We start from the raw sequence: 20159 nt of genomic DNA, 5'->3' as shown, positions 1-20159 counted from the left end.
CACGACCATGCCAACCAAATCATTCCATCGTACCGACCGCGTGTCCGCGCAGGTGCGTCGCGACCTCGGCACGATCGTGCACGCGGCCGTGCGCGACCATGGCCTGCCGTCGGTCAGCGTGTCCGACGTCGAAATCAGTCGCGACCTGGCGCATGCCAAGGTCTTTGTCACCGCGCTGCAGCAGGAGCGTTCGGCCGAAGCGGTCAAGGGGCTCAAGGAAATCGCCGGCCAGCTGCGTACCCAGTTGGCGCGCGCGATGAAGTTGCGCCACGTGCCGGAGCTGCACTTCCATTACGACGATTCGGTCGATCGCGGCGAACGCATCGACAATTTGCTGCGTGATCTGGACGACGTAGGCCCCGAGGCCACGTCCAGCGACGAAGACGCCGAACAGCGCTAAGCGCTGTCGCGGCCTGCCGCCTTTGCTGCGGCCCTGATTCCTGCGGGCGCGCACAGTGCCCGATTCGAGCATCGATCTTTTGAAACCCCGCATCGTCTACCGCCCGTTGCACGGCATCCTGTTGCTGGACAAGCCGGCCGGGCTCAGTTCCAACAATGCACTGCAGGCCGCGCGCCGGTTATTGCGCGCAGACAAGGGTGGCCATACCGGTAGCCTGGATCCGCTGGCCACTGGCCTGTTGCCGCTCTGCTTTGGCGAAGCCACCAAGATCGCCGGACTACTGCTTGGGTCTGCCAAGGCCTACGACGCCGAGATTGTGCTGGGCGTCACCACCGACACCGACGATGCCGATGGCGAGCCGCTACGCGAGCGTGCGGTGCCCGATATCGGTGATGCCGCGCTGCAAGCCGCACTGGCGCCTTTCATCGGGCGCATCCAGCAACAAGCGCCCATTTATTCCGCGCTCAAGCAGGGCGGCGAGCCGCTGTATGCCAAGGCGCGACGCGGCGAACGTATCGAAGCCCCGGTGCGCGAGGTGGATGTGCAGGCGATCGATGTGCTGGGCTACAGCGCCCCAGGTCTGCGGCTGCGCGTGACCTGCGGCTCGGGCACGTATATCCGCAGCCTGGCACGTGACCTGGGCGAGGTGCTGGGATGTGGAGCGCACATCGCCTCGTTGCGTCGGCTGTGGGTGGAGCCGTTTCGCGCTCCACAGATGATCACACTGGAGGCATTGTCGGCGGCGCTGGAGGCGGGCACCGAAGCACGGACGCTATTGCTGCCGATCGAGGCCGGCCTGGCCGGTTTTGCGCGAATCGTGCTCGATCAGACCCATGCGGCGCGTTTTCGCATGGGCCAGCGCCTGCGTGATGCCGCATTTCCGCCGGGGCAAGTCGCTGTATTCGGACCTGACGGAACCCCCTCGGGGCTAGGCCTGGTCGACGCCGACGGGCGCTTGTCGCCGCAGCGATTGTTCAATGGACTGAACGAAATTCCGGCCTGTTAAGATTTTGTCAACTTGTTCCCTGGGCCGGGCGACGTTACAATTTCGCGGCCCCGATCGGGGCACCTCAGCGCCAAGCGCGCTCATCCTAAGCAAACGGCGAGTCCGACGGTGCGTTACGCACGTTCCTGTCGACCACGCATCTATCGAGAAAACATCATGTCCGTCGACACCCAGAAAGTTATTGAAGACAACAAGCGCAGCGCCCAGGACACCGGTTCCCCGGAAGTGCAGGTCGCTCTGCTGACCGCGCGCATCGAGCTGCTGACCGGTCACTTCAAGACCCACAAGAAGGATCACCACAGCCGTCGTGGTCTGCTGCAGATGGTCAATCGTCGCCGCAGCCTGCTCGACTACCTGAAAAAGAAGGACAACGAGCGTTACAAGTCCTTGATCGAGAAGCTCGGCCTGCGCCGCTAATCGAGTCCTACCGCCGCGGCGCAGCGATGCGCCGCGGTTTTGTTTTGGTCAATCGCACTACGTCTTAAGCAATACGCACTCTTGGGCCGGAGCCTCCCGGCCGCCCGTTCTCGGCATGGGTCGACGACGGTCCAACGCAGACAGCAATACCTAAGGGAAAAAACCTCCGTGGCAAAAATCACCAAAACCTTCCAGTACGGCAAGCACACCGTCACTCTTGAGACGGGCGAAATCGCTCGCCAGGCAGGCGGCGCCGTGATCGTCAAGTTCGACGACACCGTACTGCTGGTCACCGCCGTCGCCGCCAAGAGCGCGCGCGAAGGGCAGGACTTCTTTCCTCTGACGGTCGATTATCAGGAGAAGTTCTACGCTGGCGGCCGCATCCCGGGCGGCTTCTTCAAGCGCGAAGGACGCGCGACCGAGAAGGAAACGTTGATCTCGCGCCTGATCGATCGTCCGATCCGTCCGCTGTTCCCGGAGGACTACAAGAACGAAGTGCAGATCATCGCCACCGTGATGTCGATGAACCCGGACATCGACGGCGACATCGCCGCGCTGATCGGCGCCTCGGCTGCACTGTCGCTGGCCGGCACCCCCTTCAAGGGCCCGATCGGCGCTGCCAAGGTCGGCTACAAGAACGGTGAATACATCCTCAACCCGACCGTGACCGAGCTGAAGGATTCGCAGCTGGAGCTGGTCGTGGCCGGTACCGCCAATGCGGTGCTGATGGTCGAGTCCGAAGCCGAGCTGCTGTCCGAAGAAGTGATGCTGGGCGCAGTGACGTTCGGTCATCGCGAGATGCAGAAGGTCATCAACGTCATCAACGAGCTGACCGTCGAAGCCGGCACCAAGCCGTCCGACTGGGTGGCCCCGGCAAAGAACGAGGGCATGATCGCCGCACTGAAGGAAGCGGTGGGCGACCAGCTCGCGTCGGCATTCCAGGTGCGCGACAAGCTGCAGCGCCGCGATGCGATTTCGGCGATCAAGAAGGACGTGCTGGGCGCACTGGCGCCGCGCGCCACCATCGAAGGCTGGGCTGCCGGCGATCTGGCCAAGGAATTCGGCGAGCTGGAATACCAGACCATGCGTGGTTCGGTGTTGAGCAGCAAGGTGCGTATCGACGGCCGTGCACTGGACACCGTGCGTCCGATCAGCGCCAAGGCCGGCGTGTTGCCGCGTACCCATGGCTCGGCGCTGTTTACCCGCGGCGAGACGCAGGCGATCGTGATCACCACCCTGGGCACCGCGCGCGACGGTCAGGTCATCGACGCAGTGTCGGGCGAGTACAAGGAAAACTTCCTGTTCCATTACAACTTCCCTCCGTACTCGGTGGGCGAGTGCGGTCGTTTCGGTGCGCCGAAGCGTCGCGAAATCGGCCACGGCCGCCTGGCCAAGCGCGGCGTGCTGGCTGTGATGCCGACCCTGGAAGAATTCCCGTACACCATTCGCGTGGTCTCGGAAATCACCGAGTCCAACGGTTCGTCCTCGATGGCATCGGTCTGCGGCAGCTCGCTGGCGCTGATGGATGCCGGCGTGCCGATCAAGGCGCCGGTCGCGGGTATCGCAATGGGTCTGGTCAAGGAAGGCAACGACTTCGTCGTGCTCTCCGACATCCTGGGTGACGAAGATCACCTCGGCGACATGGACTTCAAGGTGGCCGGTACTGCCGAAGGCGTGTCCGCGCTGCAGATGGACATCAAGATCGAAGGCATCACCGAAGAGATCATGAAGCAGGCCTTGCAGCAGGCCAAGGCTGGCCGCCTGCACATCCTGGGCGAGATGGCGCATGCGCTGACCACCCCGCGTCAGGAATTGAGCGACTACGCGCCGCGTCTGCTGACCATCAAGATCCACCCGGACAAGATCCGCGAAGTGATCGGCAAGGGTGGCTCGACCATCCAGGCCATCACCAAGGAAACCGGTACGCAGATCGACATCCAGGACGATGGCACGATCATCATCGCCTCGGTCAATGCCATTGCCGCGCAGGCTGCGAAGTCGCGCATCGAGCAGATCACCTCGGACGTGGAGCCGGGCCGCATCTACGAAGGCAAGGTCGCCAAGATCATGGACTTCGGTGCGTTCGTCACCATCCTGCCGGGCAAGGACGGCCTGGTGCACGTGTCGCAGATTTCCAGCGAGCGCGTGGAGAAGGTCGGCGACAAGTTGAAGGAAGGCGATCTGGTCCGCGTCAAGGTGCTGGAAGTGGACAAGCAGGGCCGCATCCGTCTGTCGATCAAGGCAGTGGAAGAAGGCGAAGGCGTGCAGGCGTCGGCCGAGTAATCGCAGCGTGCTGATGCATCACGCGTGATGCATGACGAAAGAGCGGGCTTCGGCCCGCTTTTTTGTTGTGCACTTGACCCCTTCTCGCTCTGGGAGAAGGTGCCCAAAAGGGGGGCGGATGAGGTACGTGCAAGGCCTCGTAATATTCGGAACGTAAGTGGCTTGCCCGTACCCTCACCCCAACCCCTCTCCTGCAGGAGAGGGGGCTTGGATTCCTTTTCATCTCGGGAGAAGGGCGCACAGCGCTGGACGGGGGCGTGCAACGCTGAATGGGGTGAAGGCGAGCAAGGGCTTCGCACCGTACCCTCACCTCAAGCCCTCTCCCGCGGGAGAGGGGCTTTGAATCCTTCTTCCATCGGGAGAAGGTGCCCCGCAGGGACCGATGAGGGTACGCCCGGCGTTACTGCTTCGATCTATCCTTGCTGCTCCGTCGGCGCTTGCTGCGTTTGCGGACGCGGCGGCACGACGCGTGGGAAGCCCGGCGGCATCGTTTGTTCTGTGGGTGCGGTGTCGGGTGTCGGCAGCGGCGCAGTGGCTGGCGGCGCAACCATCGCCGCATCAGGACGCAGCTTCAACAGCGCAGCCCAGTCGCGGCGATTGAAGTCGCACAGGTCTTCGTGCGCCGGCGTGCATTCGCTGGCGATGCCCAGGCTGTCTTCGTTCTGGTCCTGGCTGCTGTCCGATTGCGGTGTTGGCCACACCACGCGGCCGGCGCGATCCAGCGGCATCTTGCGCATCATCACCGTGTTGAATACGTTGCCGCCGATCAGATACAGCGTGCGATCGCCGCCGACGTTGGCGGCCACCACCACATCACAATGCGACTGCCATGGCATCGGTGCGCTGCCGCCCAGCGCGGCCTTCAGGCCGGCATAGCCCAACGCGGTGCTGCGGCCGCGCAGCAGGCACAGCAGATCGCCGGGCGCCGGCTTCTCGACCGCTGGATCGGTGAACCGGTACGGTCCGGTAGTGCCGTCGTTGTAGGCGCTGCGGATGTAATCCAGATGGCGCGCGGAGCGATGAAAACCGCTCAGCCCCGACTGCGTCATCACCCAGGAGATGAAAGCGGCCGACCATGGGTTGTCGATCAGAAATGCGCGGCAGTCGCTGGCGGTGTAGCGCGTACCATCCAGTGCCGCGCAGCTCGATGCGCCGGGGCGTCCGCCCATGGACGCAAGCGTGCCACTGTCGCGCCAGTAGCCTGCAACGCGTTGCCAGGCGACCACGCCGTGATCGGCGAGATAGCCCGATTCGGCTTCGGTGACGCCCAGGCTGGCCAAGCGTCCCTTGGCATCGATAAACGGGCGTTGCCACAACCGATGCTCATTGCAGGCGCTGCGCACGATGGCGATCGCGGCGGGACTCGTTCCGAACCGTGGCGGGATATCGCACACCTCCGCAGCCGCAGCGCTACTTCCGATACCTGCCAGCAAGAAGCAGATCCACGGCCAAGGTTTGACGGTCATTGCAGGTCCTGCACGGAAACAATCGCAGCAGGCTGCCAGAGCCGGCTGCGCGCACGCGTGAAATCAGCGCGCTGGCGGTGGGCCGAGTTTGAGCGACAGATCCACTGCCTGCACATGCTTGGTGAGTCCGCCAATCGAGATGCAGTCCACCCCGTCTTCGGCAATTGCGCGAATGCCGGCCAGATCCACGCTGCCGGAGACTTCCAGCGGAATGCGTCGTTCCGGCTGTAGCGCAGCAACGAGACGCACCGCTTCTCGGCGCATGGCCTGGTCGAAGTCGTCGATCAGGATGCGCGTGCAGCCAACCTGCAGTGCTTCGTGCAGTTGCTCCAGCGTTTCCACTTCCACCACCAGCGGCAGCTGCGGTTGCTGCGCACGTGCGGCACGCACGGCCGCGCTCAGCGAACCGGCGGCGCGGATGTGGTTCTCCTTGAGCATCACCGTGTCGAACAGGCCGATGCGGTGATTGTCGCCACCGCCGCAGCGCACGGCGTATTTCTGCGCGGCGCGCAGGCCCGGCAGCGTCTTGCGCGTGTCCAGGATGCGCGCGCGCGTCCCGGCCACCGCAGCCACATACGCCGCGGTGGTGGTCGCCGTGGCAGACAGTGTCTGCATGAAATTGAGCGAGGTGCGTTCGGCACTGACCAGGCTACGGCTGCGCCCCTGCAACAGCGCGAGCACCGTGCCGGCGCCGACGTGCTGGCCTTCGTGCACGTGCCAGTCGATGCGTACCTGCGGGTCGAGCGCGCGGTGGGTGGCATCGAACCAGGGGCGGCCGGCGATGACCGCGTCCTGCTTGCACAGCAGGTAGGCGCTGTCGGCTTGGTCGGGTAGCAGTGCGGCGGTGACGTCGCCGCTGCCGATGTCTTCGGCCAAAGCACGCGCTACGTCGGCGTCGATCGATTCGGCGGGCGGCGCGGCCGGCACGTTGGTGTGCTGAGACAGGCTCACTTCTCGGGGAAGTCGGCGATTTGTGCGGTGGCGATGGCTTCTTCGGCCAGCAGCACCGGAATGCCGTCGTCGACGCGGAAGATCTGCTTGCGGTCGCGGGTGATCAGCGCTTCACGCAGCGGCTGGGTTTGTGCGGCGCCGTCGGCGCGCTGCAGGGTTCCGCCTGCGATGGCGGCATTGAGTGCTTCCAGGCCTTTGCCGTCGAGCAGCGAAAGCGGCTGGCGGGTGTCGGGCGAGCACAGCAGGTCGAGCAATTTGCGATCCATCGAAGTCTTGTCTTGCGTGGAGATTGGCTAGAATACGTCTTTACCGCAGGGCAGGGCCATGACCTCCAACCACTCCGCGCCGCTGGTCGGCATCGTGATGGGTTCCCGTTCGGATTGGGAGACCATGCAACATGCAGCTCAGAAGCTCGACGCGCTGGGCGTGCCGTACGAAGTCAAGGTGGTCTCGGCGCACCGCACCCCGGACGTCTTGTTCACCTACGCCGAGCAGGCGGGCGCACGCGGACTGCGCGCGATCATTGCCGGCGCCGGCGGCGCGGCGCACCTGCCGGGCATGCTGGCCGCCAAGACCGCAGTGCCGGTGCTCGGCGTGCCGGTGCAGTCCAAGGCGCTGAACGGCATGGATTCGCTGCTGTCGATCGTGCAGATGCCTGCAGGCATTCCGGTGGCCACCTTCGCCATCGGCAATGCGGGCGCGGCCAATGCGGCGTTGTTTGCGGCGGCCATGCTGGCGCCCGAGCAGGCGCAGGTCGGTCAGGCGCTGGCGCAGTTCCGCGCCAAGCAGACCGACGATGTCATGGCCAGCGACGACCCGCGCCAATGAGCACGGTTGGCATTCTCGGTGGCGGCCAGCTGGCGCGCATGCTGGTACTGGCCGGTGCGCCGCTCGGCATACGCTTTGCGGTCTTCGATCCGGCAGTCGATGCCTGCGCAGGCCAGGTGGCACCGCTGCAGGTTGGCGCGTTCGATGACGTGGCGACCCTTGCCGCATTCGCCGGGCAGGTGGACGTGATCACCTTCGATTTCGAAAACGTGCCGGCCGCCAGCGCGCAGCAACTTGCCGCGCAGGTGCCGGTGTTTCCGAGTCCGGCGGCGCTTGCGGTTGCGCAGGACCGGCTCAGCGAAAAAACCTTGTTCCGCGAACTCGGCATTCCGGTGCCCGAGTTTGCCGCGATCGACGACCGCGTCGGCCTGGACGCAGCGCTCGCGCGGATCGGTACGCCCTGCGTGCTGAAGACGCGCCGCTTCGGCTACGACGGCAAGGGCCAGTTCCGGATCAAGACGCTCGCCGATGCCGATGCAGCGTGGGACGCGCTTGGCGCCCAGGCGGCGCACGTCGGGTTGATCGTGGAAGCGTTCGTGCCGTTCCAGCGCGAGGTCAGCGTGGTTGCAGTACGCGGCCGCGATGGCGAATTCCGCGCTTGGCCGTTGACCGAAAACTGGCATGTGGACGGTGTGCTGTCGGCCAGCCTGGCACCGGCGAGCGTGGAGGCGGCCCTTCAAGCCTCGGCCGAATCGCACGCGCGTGCCGTGGCGGAAAAGCTCGACTATGTCGGCGTATTTGCGCTGGAACTGTTCGTGCGCGACGGCGAGTTGCTGGCCAACGAAATGGCGCCGCGCGTGCATAACTCGGGGCACTGGACCATCGAAGGTGCCGAGACCTCGCAATTCGAAAATCATGTGCGGGCCGTCCTTGGCTTGCCACTGGGCAGTACTGCGATGCGCGGCCACGCCTGCATGCTCAACTGGCTGGGCGAGATGCCAGAGGCCAGGGCGTTTCTGGCGGTGCCCGGTGGGCATTGGCACGACTACGGCAAGCAAGCGCGCGATGGACGCAAGGTGGGGCACGCAACGCTGCGCGCGGAGACAGCGCAGGCGCTGGCACTGGCGGTGAGCGATGCTGGCGCGGCGCTGCAGCGCGATGCGCAAGTTCGGCCGGTGGTTGCGCGTTTGAACGAAGGGTGAGGCGCGCAGCGTTTCGGTTGCGATCACGCGCGACGACACGCCCGTTTGCGCGGGCGCGTCGGACGCGGACGCGGACCCGTTCTGCGATGTGTCAGCAGATGAGCCGGTCCGCATCTGCGGCTGGAAATTGAGCGGCCAGGTCAGCCCAGCCGGCTTGCGACGAAATCCCAATTGACCAGCTTCCAGAAAGCCTCCAGATAGCGCGCACGATCCTGCTGGTAGTCCAGGTAATACGCGTGCTCCCAGATATCGCAGGCGAGCAACGGAATGTCTGGCCCGGTGAGCGGGGTGGAGGCATTGGGTGTGGCGACTACTGCCAGCGCGCCGTCCGGGCGCTGCACCAGCCACACCCAGCCCGAGCCGAACGTGCTCAGGGCCACGCGATTGAACTCCTGCTTGAAATGCACGAAGTCGCCGAACGATTTGGCGATGCCGTCGCCCAGCCGCCCAAGCGGCTCCCCGCCAGCGCGCGGACGCAGGCACTGCCAATAGAAATTGTGGTTCCACACCTGCGCGGCCAGATGAAACAACGTGCCCTGCGCCTGCGCGATGATGTCTTCCAGCGTCAGCTCGGCAAACTCGCTGCCTTCCAGGCGTGCGTTGAGCTGTTCGACCTCGCTGCGGTGACAGACGCCGTGATGCGCCTCCAGCGTCGCAGACGACAGATGCGGTTCCAGGGCGGCGCGGGAATAGGGCAGTGCAACGTGTTCGATCGGCATGATGGCAGTGGCAGCGAAGGGAGTGCGGCGACAGGTCGCGCTGAAGGCTTACAATGCGCGCCTTTGCGGAAGTCTATCCGACCCGGCGGTCGGGCCTGCCGCTCCCAGTCAGGAGAGTCCAATGCCGGTGATGGAACGGATCCAGGCCGAAGTCGAACAACACCCGATCGTGCTGTTCATGAAAGGCACCCCGCAATTTCCGATGTGCGAGTTTTCCAGTCGCGCCGTGCAGGCCCTGGTGGCCGCCGGTGCCGACCAACTGCGTACGGTCAACGTGTTGGAAGAGCCTGAAGTGCGCGCCAATCTGCCGCGCTACTCCAACTGGCCCACGTTTCCGCAGCTGTTCATCCATGGCGAGCTGATCGGCGGCTGCGACATCACGCTGGAACTGTTCGAAGCCGGCGAGCTCAAGCGCATCGTCAGCGAGGCGTACCAGCCGTGAGTTCGGTGCAGGCTCAGCCGCAGTCGGCTGTCTTGTCGGGGCGCGTCGTGCTGATCACCGGCGCCGCCGGTGGCCTCGGCGCCGCCGCGGCGCAGGCATGCGCGGCTGCAGGCGCCACGGTAGTGCTGCTTGGTCGCAAGGTGCGCCCGCTGGAGCGCGTCTACGACGCGGTTGCAGCGCTAGGTGCCGAGCCGCTGTTGTATCCGCTGGATCTGGCCGGCGCCACCCCGGACGACTACGCCGCGCTTGCGCAACGGATGCAGACCGAGCTTGGTGGCCTGCATGGTCTGCTGCAGTGCGCTGCCGACTTTTCCGGCCTGACGCCAACCGAACTCGTCTCACCCGCTGAGTTCGCACGCACCCTGCATGTCAACCTGACCGCGCGCGCCTGGCTGACCCAGGCGTGTCTGCCGTTGTTGCGGCAGCAGGACGATGCGGCAGCTGTCTTCGTTGTGGACGACCCCGCGCGCGTGGGTCAGGCCTATTGGGGGGCGTATGGCGCCGCCCAACATGCGCAGCGCGGCTTGATCGCCACCTTGCATCATGAAACCGCCGCCGGCCCGGTACGCGTCGGCGGCCTGCAGCCCGGCCCGATGCGCACCGCATTGCGCGCACGCGCTTTCACCCATCACGAAGACAACGACGCGGTCGATGCCGCACGTTACGCACCTGCATGCGTCAGCATGCTGTCAGCCGCAGGGGCGACGCATCGCGGTGCGATCTGGAGTCCGCAGGTATGACCATTCTTTCTGCGGCGCTGCTGCTGTTTCTGATTCTCGACCCGCTGGGCAACATTCCAGTGTTCCTCAGCGTGCTCAAGCCGCTGCCGCCCAAGCGCCAGCGTTTCGTGCTTGCGCGTGAACTGCTGATCGCGCTGTGCGTGTTGATGGCGTTCCTGTGGGGCGGCAAGTACGCGCTGGAGCTGATGCACCTGCGCCAGGAATCGGTGGCCATTGCCGGCGGCATCGTGCTGTTTGTAATCGGCATCCGCATGATCTTCCCGCGGCCCGAAGGCCTGATGGGCGAAATTCCAGACGGCGAACCCTTCATCGTGCCGCTGGCCATCCCGCTGGTGGCCGGCCCGTCCGGCATGGCCGCGGTGATGCTCATGGGCAGCAACGAGCCGACGCGGCTGTGGGACTGGAGCCTTGCGCTGATGATCGCCTGGATCGGCGCCTCGTCGATCCTGGCCGCCGCGCCGCTGCTGTACAAACTGCTCGGCCACCGCGCCCTGACGGCCATCGAGCGCCTGATGGGCATGCTGCTGGTCGCCATCTCGGTACAGATGTTCCTGGACGGACTGGGCACGTACTTCAAGCTGCCGGTGTCGATCTAGCGCAGCTCCGGGCGGTTTGCCAGTCGCGCCGCGTGTGGGCGTCGACATGCGTCGATGGCCCGGGGTTTCAATCCGCACTGGCCGTGGGTTACGTGCGCACGGTCCATGGTGCCGGCAACCAGCGCGCCGTCGCGTCCGGACATCTAGCGGTGCGACGCAATGGGCTCTGGACGATGAAGGTGGCGCAGCCCTTGGCTGCTGGCGACTGTCTTGAGGTTGATCCTCCACTGACCCAAGAGTGCAGGTGGAATGTCATATTCGGTGGGGCGCATCGACAGATGGCAACCCCATGTGCAGCACGCACGCCATGGCCGAATGCAAGCGTTTGGGCGATTTGCCCCAATTTGGTCACTTCGTAGCTTCAAAGGCGCGACAGGCGTCTCGCTCAAGTTGCGACCTTGCACGATCTGGCGATTACGCCTTGACCTTCGCAGTTCATGTAGCAGCGCGCGAAGTTTGTCACGCCGTCGTCACAATCAGGGCTTAGCGTGTTAATCTGTTGTTAACCGTTGCGGCAGCAACCAGTCGCGCGGCAAGGGACCCCAGATCATCGGCAGCCCACCCCCGGGAACGGTTGGGCTGACTGCGCCTTTTTGTCACTGCCCAACCTGTATCGAGGCTACCGAAATGACCCACCTCCGTTATCTCCGCATGTCCAAGCTGACGCTTGGCCTTGTTGCCGCGCTCGCCGCCGCTCCTGTGTTTGCGCAAAGCACCTCGGCTGGCGTCGCCGGCCTGGTGACCGGCAGTGGCGGCCAGCCCGTCCCGAACGCCGAAGTCACCATTACGCACGTGGAGTCCGGAACGGTCAGCCGCGCCACCACCGATGCCAGCGGACGCTATAACGCGCGCGGCTTGCGTGTGGGCGGGCCGTACACCATCACCATTACCGCTTCGGGCGCTGGCAACACCACCCGCGAAGGCGTGTATCTGAATCTGGACAAGGTCAACCAGGTCGATGCCGCTCTGGGCGGCGATTTGGCGACGCTGGGCACCGTGCAGGCAATCGCCGGCAATTACGGCTCGGCCATTTTCAGCGCCAACAAGATGGGTACCGGCACCAACGTGACCCGCGAAGAAATCGAGTCGCTGCCGTCGATCAACCGTAACCTGCAGGACTATGTGCGTCTGGATCCGCGCGTTGCGCAAACCGACAAGGCGCGCAACGAAATCTCCATCGCCGGCCAGAACCCGCGCTACAACGCGATCCGCGTCGACGGCATCAGCACCAACGACGCCTTCGGTCTGGAATCCAACAGCCTGCCGACCCCGCGCCAGCCGTTCTCGATGGACGTCATCGATGAAATCTCGGTGGACGTGGCCAACTACGACGTGACGATCAGTGGCGGCACCGGTGGCGTGATCAATGCCGTCACCAAGTCGGGCACCAACGAATTCCATGGTTCGGTCTACGGCACTTATCGCGAGAACGACTGGTCGGGCAAGAATCAGAACAACATCCGCCCGCAGCTGTTCGACAACGAAGCGACGTATGGTCTGACTCTGGGCGGCCCGATCGTCAAGGACAAATTGTTCTTCTTCGCCAACTATGAGAAGTACAAGGGTAAGGGTGTGTTTACCGGTAACAGTGGCTACGGTCCAGCCGGTTCTGGTGCCAGCAATGAAGTCGGTATTACCCAGGCGCAGGTCGATCAGGTGATCGATATCTCGCGCAATGTCTATGGCTTCGACCCTGGGACCCTGGCCTTGCCGGCATTGGATTCTGATTCAGAAGAGAAGGGCTTCAAGCTGGATTGGAACATCAGCGACAAGCATCGTGGTTCGTTCCGCTATGGCAAGTCCGAGCAGAGCACGGCCAATCTCAATGGGTTCGGCAACAATCAGCTGGCGTTGAACTCGTACCACTATGTGCGCGACTTCGAACTCGAGACCTACACCGGTCAGTTGTTCAGCGACTGGACCGATACTTTTTCGACCGAAGCCAAGGTGTCTTATCGCGATTACTCGGCAGTTCGTACTGCGGCATCGCAGTTGCCGGCCATCGCCGTGCGTTTCGGCAACAACACTTTAAATCTGGGTACTGAAGCCAATACTCAGGCTAACGAGTTGCGCACCGAAACCTGGAACGCGTTCTTCGCCGGCACGCTGTTCTTGAATGACCACACGGTCAAGTTCGGGTTCGACTACGAAGACAACGACATCTACAACTTATATGGTCCGCGTGTTTTCGGTAGCTACACCTTCAACTCGGTTGCCAATTACCAGGCAAATTTGCCGAACGCGTATCGTTACTCGTATTCGCCCACCGGTATCGACAATATCGCTGCGAAGTGGGGCATGCGGAATGTGGGCGTGTTCTTGCAGGATTCTTGGGCCGTCAATAGCAACCTGACACTGAACTTCGGCCTGCGTTATGACGAGCCGATGGTGAAGAACTCGCCGCAGTTCAACCAGGCTGCGTTTAACGCATTCGGTCTTCGCAATGATGAAACCATTGACGGCAACGGCTTGTGGCAGCCGCGCTTTGGTTTCAACTACACCTTCGATGCAGATCGTCCGACCCAGCTGCGTGGCGGCGTTGGTCTGTTCCAGGGTGCTGCCGCGTCGGTTTGGTTGTCCAATCCGTATTCCAATACTGGTTTGGCTTATACCGATTACAACTTCAACAACGCGTCCAACAGTGGTATCCGCTTCACGCCGGATATCAACAACCAGCCGCGCGGAACATCGGGCGCCACGCAGTCGGTCGACTTTGTTGACAAGGATCTGAGCCAGCCGTCCGTTTGGAAAGCAAACCTCGCCTTCGATACCGAGTTGCCGTGGTACGGCATCGTCGCCTCGATGGAAGGTGTGGTGACCAAGGTCAAGGAAGCGATTTATTACCAGCAGCTCAATCTCGGTAATCCGACGGCAGTTGGCCAGGATGGTCGTGATATCTACTGGAATGCCAATGGCCGCAATCCGGCTAACTGGAATTCCCTGGGTAATGCATGTCTCCGCGAAACGGGTGTGGCGGCTGGTTCGTCATGTGTGAACAGCGGTACCGATATCCGTGCTGGTCGCAACATGAGCTTCAACGATGCCATCATTGCGCGCCCCACCGATCAGGGTGGCTCGCAAAGTTTCACTGTCGGCTTGAACAAGCCGTTCAACGACAGCGACTGGTCGTGGAGCTTGGCTTACACCTACTCGAACGCGAAAGAAGTCAGCGGTCTGACCAGTTCCACTTCGGGGTCGCAGCTGCTCAACACCGCAACCTTCCAGGCGAATGAAGAGGTCAATGCAACCTCGGCATACGAAATCAAGGACAGTTTCCTGGGTACGCTGCAGTGGAAGCATAATTTCTTCGGCGATTTTGCAACGAAGGTCGGTCTGGTGTATCAAGGCCGCAGCGGTCGTCCCTACAGCTATACGTTCGACAACGATGCCAATGGCGACGGTCGCTCCAATGACCTGTTGTACATCCCGGCGGCGCGCGGCGATGTGCTGTTCCGTAACGCGGCCGAAGAAAACGCGTTCTGGAACTACGTCAACAATGACCAGTACTTGTCCACGCACAAGGGCCAGGTTGCTGGCCGCAATGCGGTACGTAATTCCTGGGTCAACCAGTTCGATCTACACATCGAGCAGGAGCTTCCTGGCTTCTTCGATGGCAACAAGGCGCAGATCTGGGTCGACGTCATGAACGTGGGCAACCTGCTCAACAAGAAGTGGGGCCGCGTCGATGAGTACGCATTCCCGGGCTTCAAGGGTGTTGCTGAATACGGCGGTATCGACGCGGCGACTGGCAAGTATGTTTACCGCTTCAATGAGCCGGATGCCGCGACCGTCTACGACGACAAGGGCATCTCCCGCTGGGCGCTGCAGCTGGGCTTCCGCTACCAGTTCTAAAGCCGGCTAGCGTGTCGATGTTTGCAAAAACGGCCGGGGTCACCCGGCCGTTTTCTTTTGTGCGGGTGAGTACGCTAAAGTTCCGTGCATACGACAGGAGCATGCTATGGAACTCAGCAGTACGGCAGCACGGGCGCTGCCGGTGGTGGATGCGCGGATCTACCCGCGTGGTGGTCTGGATGTGTTGTCCAAGGCAGAAGTGGCCCGGTTGCGCGATGCATCCAGCGGTGGCATGCATGAGCTGTTGCGCCGCTGTGCGCTGGCCGTGCTGACCAGCGGAAGCGCATCGGACGACCCGCGCGCTGCGCGCGATCTCTACCCGGATTTCGACATCCAGGTGAATCAGCAGGATCGCGGCATCCGCATCGATCTGATCAACGCACCGGCAATGGCTTTCGTCGATGGCGAGATCATCCGCGGCGTGGCCGAACTGTTGTTTGCCGTCGTCCGCGATCTCGCTTACATGGCCATCGAGCTCGAAGCGCAACGCGCGGATCTCGACACCAGCGAAGGCATCACCAATGCCGTGTTCGGCCAGCTGCGTAATGCGCGCATCCTGCAGCCCTTGGATCCGAACCTGGTCGTGTGCTGGGGCGGCCATTCCATCTCGCGCGATGAATACCTTTATACCAAGCAGGTCGGCTACGAGCTTGGCTTGCGCGGGCTGGATATCTGCACCGGCTGCGGCCCGGGCGCCATGAAGGGGCCGATGAAGGGCGCCACCATCGCGCATGCCAAGCAGCGCAAGCACAATACCCGCTACATCGGCGTCACCGAGCCAGGCATCATCGCCGCCGAGTCGCCTAACCCGATCGTCAACCATCTGGTGATCATGCCGGACATCGAGAAGCGCCTTGAGGCCTTCGTCCGCATCGGACATGGCATCCTGGTGTTTCCGGGCGGTGTCGGCACCGCGGAGGAAATTCTCTACCTGCTCGGCATCCTGCTACGCGAAGAAAACGCGGACGTGCCGTTCCCGCTGATCCTCACCGGCCCGACCATCGCCGCGCCGTACTTCGAGCAGATCGACCGTTTCATTCGCCTCACCCTAGGCGACGCTGCCGCCTCGCGCTACGAGATCATCGTCGGCGACCCGGTCGCCGTCGCGCGCCGCATGGCCGAAGGGGTCCACGGAGTGCGCGCGCACCGCAAGGACCAGAAGGACTCGTATTACTTCAACTGGTCCGTGCACATCCCGCTCGAGTACCAGCAGCCCTTCGAGCCCAGCCACGAAGCGATGGCCGCGCTGGACCTGCACCACGGCCGCCCGGCGCCGGCCCTGGCCGCCGACCTGCGTCGCGCCTTCTCCGGCATCGTCGCCGGCAACGTCAAGGAAGACGGCATGCGCCGCATCGAGGAATTCGGCCCCTTCGAAATCCACGGCGATCCCGAGATCATGCAGGCCCTGGATGAGCTGCTGCGCGGCTTCGTTGAGCAGCGCCGGATGAAGATCTCGGGGGACTATCGGCCTTGTTATCGGGTGGTGACGTAGCTTAGCGAGATGGTATCTCTGCAAGCGGGGCATGCAGGGCAGCTAGAAACTGGTTGCCCTGCGTCGTAGTGTGAAGTCCCATTCTGCTGTCAAGATCGTGCAGCCGGGCACGGACGGCGGCCAGTCCTACTTGGTGCCCGGTACGGGCTGTCATCTTGTCGGGCGGCAAGGGGTTGCTGACTTCTACGACAATCGTGTCCGATGTTTGGCGGACTTCTACAACTATCTGCGATACCCCCGGACGAAGTTCCACGCCGTGGCGAATTGCATTCTCAACAAGGGGCTGGATAGATAGAGAAGGAATTGTCACGGGGGGAATCGCATCAGGAACCTTCCATACGATGCTCAGGCGCTCTCCGAAGCGGAGTTGCTCGATATCCAGATAGTGCTTTGCGATATTTAATTCCTTGGAGAGGAGTATGTGCTCTGGCCCCGCCAATGTCGCTCGAAATAATTCTGCCAGATCCATTAACAAACGTTCGGCACGGGCTGGATTTAGGCGTACGAGCGCTGCTCCCGTATTGAGTGTGTTGAACAGAAAGTGTGGTTGGATTCTCGCTCTCAACGCTTCCAGCTCGAACTGCTTCGCACGTATTGCATATTGGCGGGCGCGCCAATGTGTGTGGAAGGCCCACATTCCCAACAATCCGACGTTAAGTGCGATGCCTTCGGTCCGCAGCAGCAGCTCCAGCCAGTTGCGCGTACCCATCGACCACGCGCCACCAACCACCGCCATCGCAACAAATAGCACTAACGCTGCGGCAATTAGCAGAAACGCAAGAGTGAACTTGGCGATCGTGAATGGACGTGCATGCCTGAGGTGATGGCGAAAAATGTAGAGGCCGGCCAAAGTCAGAAGTGCCGTCCATTGCGTCATAAATGACGTGATTCCGAAGCTGATCCAGCCGACCTGTGTGCCAGGCGATAAGCTCAGGGCTGCCGCGATTGCTTCTGCCACGAGCACGACGCACGCCAGAGTACGAGAGTCCCACAGGGCTTCCAGGAAGGGTTCGCCGGTAGCAGTTGGCATCGGGAGGATGTGCTCGGAGGTTTGCTACACATCATGCCCGTGTCTTGAGCGATTGGGGGAACTGCCTTTCACGCATCCACAGTGGCCGTCCGTCGCCAAGCATTGGTAGCTGGGGCAAACCTTGGGTAGGGTGCATTCATGTATTTGGCTGCCTGGGGAGGCTGCCGTATGACCTGTATTCGGCGCCTGGCATCCGGGGTGCAGCTTGGCTTCTCGCTAATCGAAATGATGGTGACGATCTTCGTACTGGCGATCGTCATGGCAATCGCCTTTCCAAATTTCACGGCGCTTGTCAATAGCAATCGGCTATCGGCTGCGGCAAACGAGCTTTCCGCATCACTCCAGCTGGCCCGCTCCGAGGCAGTACGTAGTAACGCCAGTGTGACCCTGTGTCCATCCAATGACGGCACAACGTGCGCGAACGGCGGCAACTGGGCGCGTTGGATCGTGTTACGTGGCACCGAAGTATTGCGTGTCAGTGAAGTCAGGCCGCAATTGCAGGTGAGCGTAAGCTCCGCGATCTCTTCCGCTAGCTCCCGGATCGTCTTCCGCCCTGACGGACTTGCGCGTGACTCCACTGGTGCAAGGCTCTTGGTGGGGGCCGTATCCATCTGCATGGCGACCACGCGGCCGCCAGAGAACCAACGCATGGTGGCAATAGCAGGTGGCAGCCGTGTAGCAATAACACGCGGAACAGACCCGCAGTGCCAGGCACCCGCCGATGCACCAGCTTTGATGTGAGGAAAAGGCAGATGAGAACGCCAGCGATAGAAAGTCGCCGACGTCAGGCCGGTGTCAGCCTGATCGAGGTTTTGATCTCAGTTGTGATTCTGGGAATTGGCATGCTTGGAATTGCAGCAATGCAGGCCCGTGCACTTCAGAACAACAGCAGTTCCCTTGAGCGTAGTCAGATGGTCGTCCAGTCGTACGCGATTCTGGACGCGATGCGCGCGAATCTTACCGCTGCGCGCGCGGGGGCATACAACACCGCGATGACATGTAACGTTCCTGCAGGAGGCAATCTTGCTGCCAATGATAGACGAGACTGGATCACTGCCTTGAAGTCGAGTATGGGAGCAACGGCTTGCGGTTCCATCCAGTGCGAGGCCAATGGGGTGCGTTGCACTGTTTCAGTGCGCTGGGACGACAGTCGTGCAACTGCGCTCGGGGCGAGCGATAACTCAGCACAGCGCGAATTCAGCGTGGTCACCCGACTATGAGTAAGGTCTACTCTTCGCGCAAATCGGTGCCCGGTTTTACGCTGATTGAGCTGCTGATTTCTCTGGTACTAGGATTGTTGGTGACATTGGCTGCTATCGGCCTGTTCCTAACGAGTCGTCGCACTGCAGCTGCCACCGACAGTCTTAGTCGTGTTCAAGAAAATGCGCGTATCGCCTTTGAGTTAATGGCGCGCGATATTCGAGAGGCTGGCGGTAATCCGTGCAACAGTAGCAATAACATGGCGATGGTGAACGTGCTGAATGCGCCGACATCGCGTTGGTGGACCAACTGGAACGTCGGTACTACAAACGGAACCCTTCAAGGATACGATGGGGCCACAGCGATTCCGGGAATCAATTTCGGCACAACAACCGCAGGCCAACGGATTGCCGGTACAGACGCGTTATCGCTGCTGTCATCCGGGGATGCCACAGCGGTCGTAACGGCGCATGCCCCGGCCGCTGCAACATTTACCGTTAATACTGCATCTCACGGCTTGATTCCTGGTGACTTGTTGATGGTGTGTGGACCCAATGCCGAAACGGGCGGGGTGATGCGTCTGGGAGCTATTTTCCAGATGACAGGTGCGGCAGGTACAGTCTCAATTGCTCATGGAGCGAGCGGTGCGCCCGGGAATGCTACCAATCGCCTCGGGCTGGGTGGCTCTCTTTTTACCTTCGGTCCTAACGCCACGATTACCCGTCTCAATGCGTCAGCTTGGTATATCGGTACCAATGGACGTACCAGAGGGCTTTACCAGTCCACCCTGATCAATACAGGTGGGGTCGCCAGTGTCCAGGCGCAGGAAGTTGCAGAAGGTGTACAGAACATGGCGGTGACCTATCTAGTTGACGGAACCGCGAGTTATGGAGACGCGGCGAGCACTGCTGGCCGTTGGAGCCAGGTGACCGCAGTCAGGATCACTTTGACGCTGGCAGGAACCGATCGTGACGGTGTGGACAATGCAGCGCTGTCACGCACAGTAAGCCAGGTCATCACTCTCAGGAATAGGGCTCCATGAGCGGATCTGCTTCAATTTCGCGTCCAATGCGACAACAGGGCGTCTCGCTGGTTGTAGTGCTCATCCTGCTGCTCATCATGACGCTGCTTGGATTAGCAGTCTTGCGGAGCACTGTTCTTGAAGAGCGCATGAGCGCAAATTTGGTGGATCGCAATCTCAGCTTTCAGGCGGCTGAAGCAGCGCTTCGTGAAGGTGAGGCACTTGCTGCAAGTCGCACCAATGCCGAACACGCTGCGATTGCCGCGGCTGCAGCGGGTGGGGCGTGTGTCAATGGCGTCTGCCCAAGGCCGGATGCGACAGCAGTTGAGCGATGGAAAAACACAAGTTTTGGTGGCTGGCGCGCAGCAACTACGAGTGTCGGCTCAATCGCGTCGGCTCCGCAATTTTTTATCGAATACATGGGTACATCGGAGACGTGGCTGGAATGCAATCTCGATCCTCGCTACACAGGCAGCGATATCTGTTTGCGCCCTGTGTACCGCGTCACCGCACGAAGTGAAGCGGCGGGTCGAGCCAGCGTGATTGTTCAATCCAATTTTATCGTTCCTTAGGG

20 protein-coding genes are annotated in these 20159 nt (G+C 62.1%); 15 read left to right on the top strand and 5 right to left on the bottom strand.

Features of this window, described 5'->3' with window-relative positions; all coding sequences use genetic code 11:
• Positions 1 to 7 precede the first annotated feature (7 nt).
• The 4 genes from rbfA (at position 8) to pnp (ending at position 4106) form a co-directional block, all read left to right on the top strand.
• Positions 8 to 400, top strand: coding sequence for a 30S ribosome-binding factor RbfA (rbfA, locus tag ACCQ16_RS13130; RefSeq protein ID WP_005914265.1), 393 nt, complete (start codon positions 8 to 10; stop codon positions 398 to 400).
• 79 nt (positions 401 to 479) lie between these two features.
• Positions 480 to 1406 carry a tRNA pseudouridine(55) synthase TruB gene (truB, locus tag ACCQ16_RS13125; RefSeq protein ID WP_122273530.1) on the top strand — a complete coding sequence of 309 codons (927 nt, stop codon included), beginning with the start codon at positions 480 to 482 and terminating at the stop codon, positions 1404 to 1406.
• A 156-nt stretch (positions 1407 to 1562) separates the two neighbouring features.
• Positions 1563 to 1823, top strand: coding sequence for a 30S ribosomal protein S15 (gene rpsO, locus ACCQ16_RS13120; RefSeq protein ID WP_003485583.1), 261 nt, complete (start codon positions 1563 to 1565; stop codon positions 1821 to 1823).
• Between the two features lie 168 nt (positions 1824 to 1991).
• Positions 1992 to 4106, top strand: a complete 2115-nt coding sequence (gene pnp / locus ACCQ16_RS13115) for a polyribonucleotide nucleotidyltransferase (protein ID WP_008570980.1) — start codon at positions 1992 to 1994, stop codon at positions 4104 to 4106.
• Between the two features lie 413 nt (positions 4107 to 4519).
• Here the strand turns inward: pnp and ACCQ16_RS13110 are convergent, their stop codons facing one another.
• The 3 genes from ACCQ16_RS13110 to ACCQ16_RS13100 form a co-directional block, all read right to left on the bottom strand.
• On the bottom strand, positions 4520 to 5572 hold the full coding sequence (locus tag ACCQ16_RS13110; RefSeq protein WP_218196516.1) for a DUF2272 domain-containing protein: 1053 nt from the start codon (positions 5570 to 5572) through the stop codon (positions 4520 to 4522).
• 63 nt (positions 5573 to 5635) lie between these two features.
• A complete protein-coding gene (gene nadC / locus ACCQ16_RS13105; RefSeq protein ID WP_029819741.1) occupies positions 5636 to 6523 on the bottom strand; it encodes a carboxylating nicotinate-nucleotide diphosphorylase in 888 nt (295 codons plus the stop codon).
• Positions 6520 to 6789, bottom strand: a complete 270-nt coding sequence (locus ACCQ16_RS13100; RefSeq protein ID WP_008570984.1) for a Trm112 family protein — start codon at positions 6787 to 6789, stop codon at positions 6520 to 6522. Before ACCQ16_RS13100 ends, nadC begins: the two co-directional genes overlap by 4 nt.
• Positions 6790 to 6847: 58 nt before the next feature.
• On the opposite strand from ACCQ16_RS13100, the gene purE reads away from it, so the two are divergent.
• Entirely contained in the window at positions 6848 to 7351 is a 504-nt protein-coding gene (purE, locus tag ACCQ16_RS13095; protein ID WP_008570985.1) for a 5-(carboxyamino)imidazole ribonucleotide mutase, read from the top strand.
• Positions 7348 to 8493 (top strand): 5-(carboxyamino)imidazole ribonucleotide synthase, encoded by a 1146-nt coding sequence (locus ACCQ16_RS13090; protein ID WP_277572660.1) that lies wholly within the window; start codon positions 7348 to 7350, stop codon positions 8491 to 8493. The genes purE and ACCQ16_RS13090 overlap by 4 nt, the downstream gene beginning before the upstream one ends.
• Positions 8494 to 8633: 140 nt before the next feature.
• Here ACCQ16_RS13090 and ACCQ16_RS13085 read toward each other — a convergent pair whose 3' ends face one another.
• On the bottom strand, positions 8634 to 9212 hold the full coding sequence (locus ACCQ16_RS13085; protein ID WP_008570987.1) for a superoxide dismutase: 579 nt from the start codon (positions 9210 to 9212) through the stop codon (positions 8634 to 8636).
• Between the two features lie 121 nt (positions 9213 to 9333).
• On the opposite strand from ACCQ16_RS13085, the gene grxD reads away from it, so the two are divergent.
• From grxD to ppnN, 5 genes are all read left to right on the top strand, one after another.
• Positions 9334 to 9654 (top strand): Grx4 family monothiol glutaredoxin, encoded by a 321-nt coding sequence (gene grxD / locus ACCQ16_RS13080; protein WP_003485599.1) that lies wholly within the window; start codon positions 9334 to 9336, stop codon positions 9652 to 9654.
• On the top strand, positions 9651 to 10394 hold the full coding sequence (locus tag ACCQ16_RS13075; RefSeq protein ID WP_184420011.1) for an SDR family NAD(P)-dependent oxidoreductase: 744 nt from the start codon (positions 9651 to 9653) through the stop codon (positions 10392 to 10394). Before grxD ends, ACCQ16_RS13075 begins: the two co-directional genes overlap by 4 nt.
• On the top strand, positions 10391 to 10990 hold the full coding sequence (locus tag ACCQ16_RS13070) for a YhgN family NAAT transporter (protein ID WP_003485603.1): 600 nt from the start codon (positions 10391 to 10393) through the stop codon (positions 10988 to 10990). Before ACCQ16_RS13075 ends, ACCQ16_RS13070 begins: the two co-directional genes overlap by 4 nt.
• A gap of 627 nt (positions 10991 to 11617) precedes the next feature.
• Positions 11618 to 14842, top strand: a complete 3225-nt coding sequence (locus tag ACCQ16_RS13065; RefSeq protein WP_277572661.1) for a TonB-dependent receptor — start codon at positions 11618 to 11620, stop codon at positions 14840 to 14842.
• 106 nt (positions 14843 to 14948) lie between these two features.
• Positions 14949 to 16334: a nucleotide 5'-monophosphate nucleosidase PpnN gene (gene ppnN / locus ACCQ16_RS13060; protein ID WP_209242045.1), complete on the top strand. Its 1386-nt coding sequence runs from the start codon at positions 14949 to 14951 to the stop codon at positions 16332 to 16334.
• 1 nt (position 16335) lies between these two features.
• Here the strand turns inward: ppnN and ACCQ16_RS13055 are convergent, their stop codons facing one another.
• On the bottom strand, positions 16336 to 17364 hold the full coding sequence (locus ACCQ16_RS13055) for a sensor histidine kinase (RefSeq protein WP_029819736.1): 1029 nt from the start codon (positions 17362 to 17364) through the stop codon (positions 16336 to 16338).
• Positions 17365 to 17532: 168 nt separating this feature from the next.
• Between ACCQ16_RS13055 and ACCQ16_RS13050 the strand changes: the two genes are divergently transcribed.
• From ACCQ16_RS13050 to ACCQ16_RS13035, 4 genes are read left to right on the top strand one after another with little or no spacing between them, the layout of a single operon-like run.
• Complete coding sequence (locus ACCQ16_RS13050; protein WP_014090511.1) at positions 17533 to 18105, top strand: GspH/FimT family pseudopilin; 573 nt, start codon at positions 17533 to 17535, stop codon at positions 18103 to 18105.
• An 11-nt stretch (positions 18106 to 18116) separates the two neighbouring features.
• Positions 18117 to 18584, top strand: coding sequence for a type IV pilus modification protein PilV (gene pilV / locus ACCQ16_RS13045; RefSeq protein ID WP_052836278.1), 468 nt, complete (start codon positions 18117 to 18119; stop codon positions 18582 to 18584).
• A complete protein-coding gene (locus tag ACCQ16_RS13040; protein ID WP_014090509.1) occupies positions 18581 to 19606 on the top strand; it encodes a PilW family protein in 1026 nt (341 codons plus the stop codon). Before pilV ends, ACCQ16_RS13040 begins: the two co-directional genes overlap by 4 nt.
• Positions 19603 to 20157, top strand: a complete 555-nt coding sequence (locus ACCQ16_RS13035) for a pilus assembly PilX family protein (protein ID WP_014090508.1) — start codon at positions 19603 to 19605, stop codon at positions 20155 to 20157. Before ACCQ16_RS13040 ends, ACCQ16_RS13035 begins: the two co-directional genes overlap by 4 nt.
• Positions 20158 to 20159: the final 2 nt, after the last annotated feature.

Source organism: Xanthomonas sp. NCPPB 1062, from assembly GCF_041481705.2.
GTDB lineage: Bacteria > Pseudomonadota > Gammaproteobacteria > Xanthomonadales > Xanthomonadaceae > Xanthomonas > Xanthomonas euvesicatoria.
The sequence above is the reverse complement of the archived record's forward strand: the minus strand, read 5'-3'. Positions and strand labels throughout refer to the sequence as shown.

Excerpts from the sequence above, each read along its gene's own strand:
- rbfA (WP_005914265.1), top strand. The coding sequence starts at position 8 with ATGCCAACCAAATCATTCCATCGTACCGACCGCGTGTCCGCGCAGGTG.
- rpsO (WP_003485583.1), top strand. The coding sequence starts at position 1,563 with ATGTCCGTCGACACCCAGAAAGTTATTGAAGACAACAAGCGCAGCGCC.
- ACCQ16_RS13110 (WP_218196516.1), bottom strand. The coding sequence starts at position 5,572 with ATGACCGTCAAACCTTGGCCGTGGATCTGCTTCTTGCTGGCAGGTATC.
- ACCQ16_RS13100 (WP_008570984.1), bottom strand. The coding sequence starts at position 6,789 with ATGGATCGCAAATTGCTCGACCTGCTGTGCTCGCCCGACACCCGCCAG.
- purE (WP_008570985.1), top strand. The coding sequence starts at position 6,848 with ATGACCTCCAACCACTCCGCGCCGCTGGTCGGCATCGTGATGGGTTCC.
- ACCQ16_RS13090 (WP_277572660.1), top strand. The coding sequence starts at position 7,348 with ATGAGCACGGTTGGCATTCTCGGTGGCGGCCAGCTGGCGCGCATGCTG.
- ACCQ16_RS13085 (WP_008570987.1), bottom strand. The coding sequence starts at position 9,212 with ATGCCGATCGAACACGTTGCACTGCCCTATTCCCGCGCCGCCCTGGAA.
- grxD (WP_003485599.1), top strand. The coding sequence starts at position 9,334 with ATGCCGGTGATGGAACGGATCCAGGCCGAAGTCGAACAACACCCGATC.
- ACCQ16_RS13070 (WP_003485603.1), top strand. The coding sequence starts at position 10,391 with ATGACCATTCTTTCTGCGGCGCTGCTGCTGTTTCTGATTCTCGACCCG.
- ACCQ16_RS13065 (WP_277572661.1), top strand. The coding sequence starts at position 11,618 with ATGACCCACCTCCGTTATCTCCGCATGTCCAAGCTGACGCTTGGCCTT.
- ppnN (WP_209242045.1), top strand. The coding sequence starts at position 14,949 with ATGGAACTCAGCAGTACGGCAGCACGGGCGCTGCCGGTGGTGGATGCG.
- ACCQ16_RS13055 (WP_029819736.1), bottom strand. The coding sequence starts at position 17,364 with ATGCCAACTGCTACCGGCGAACCCTTCCTGGAAGCCCTGTGGGACTCT.
- ACCQ16_RS13050 (WP_014090511.1), top strand. The coding sequence starts at position 17,533 with ATGACCTGTATTCGGCGCCTGGCATCCGGGGTGCAGCTTGGCTTCTCG.
- pilV (WP_052836278.1), top strand. The coding sequence starts at position 18,117 with ATGAGAACGCCAGCGATAGAAAGTCGCCGACGTCAGGCCGGTGTCAGC.
- ACCQ16_RS13040 (WP_014090509.1), top strand. The coding sequence starts at position 18,581 with ATGAGTAAGGTCTACTCTTCGCGCAAATCGGTGCCCGGTTTTACGCTG.
- ACCQ16_RS13035 (WP_014090508.1), top strand. The coding sequence starts at position 19,603 with ATGAGCGGATCTGCTTCAATTTCGCGTCCAATGCGACAACAGGGCGTC.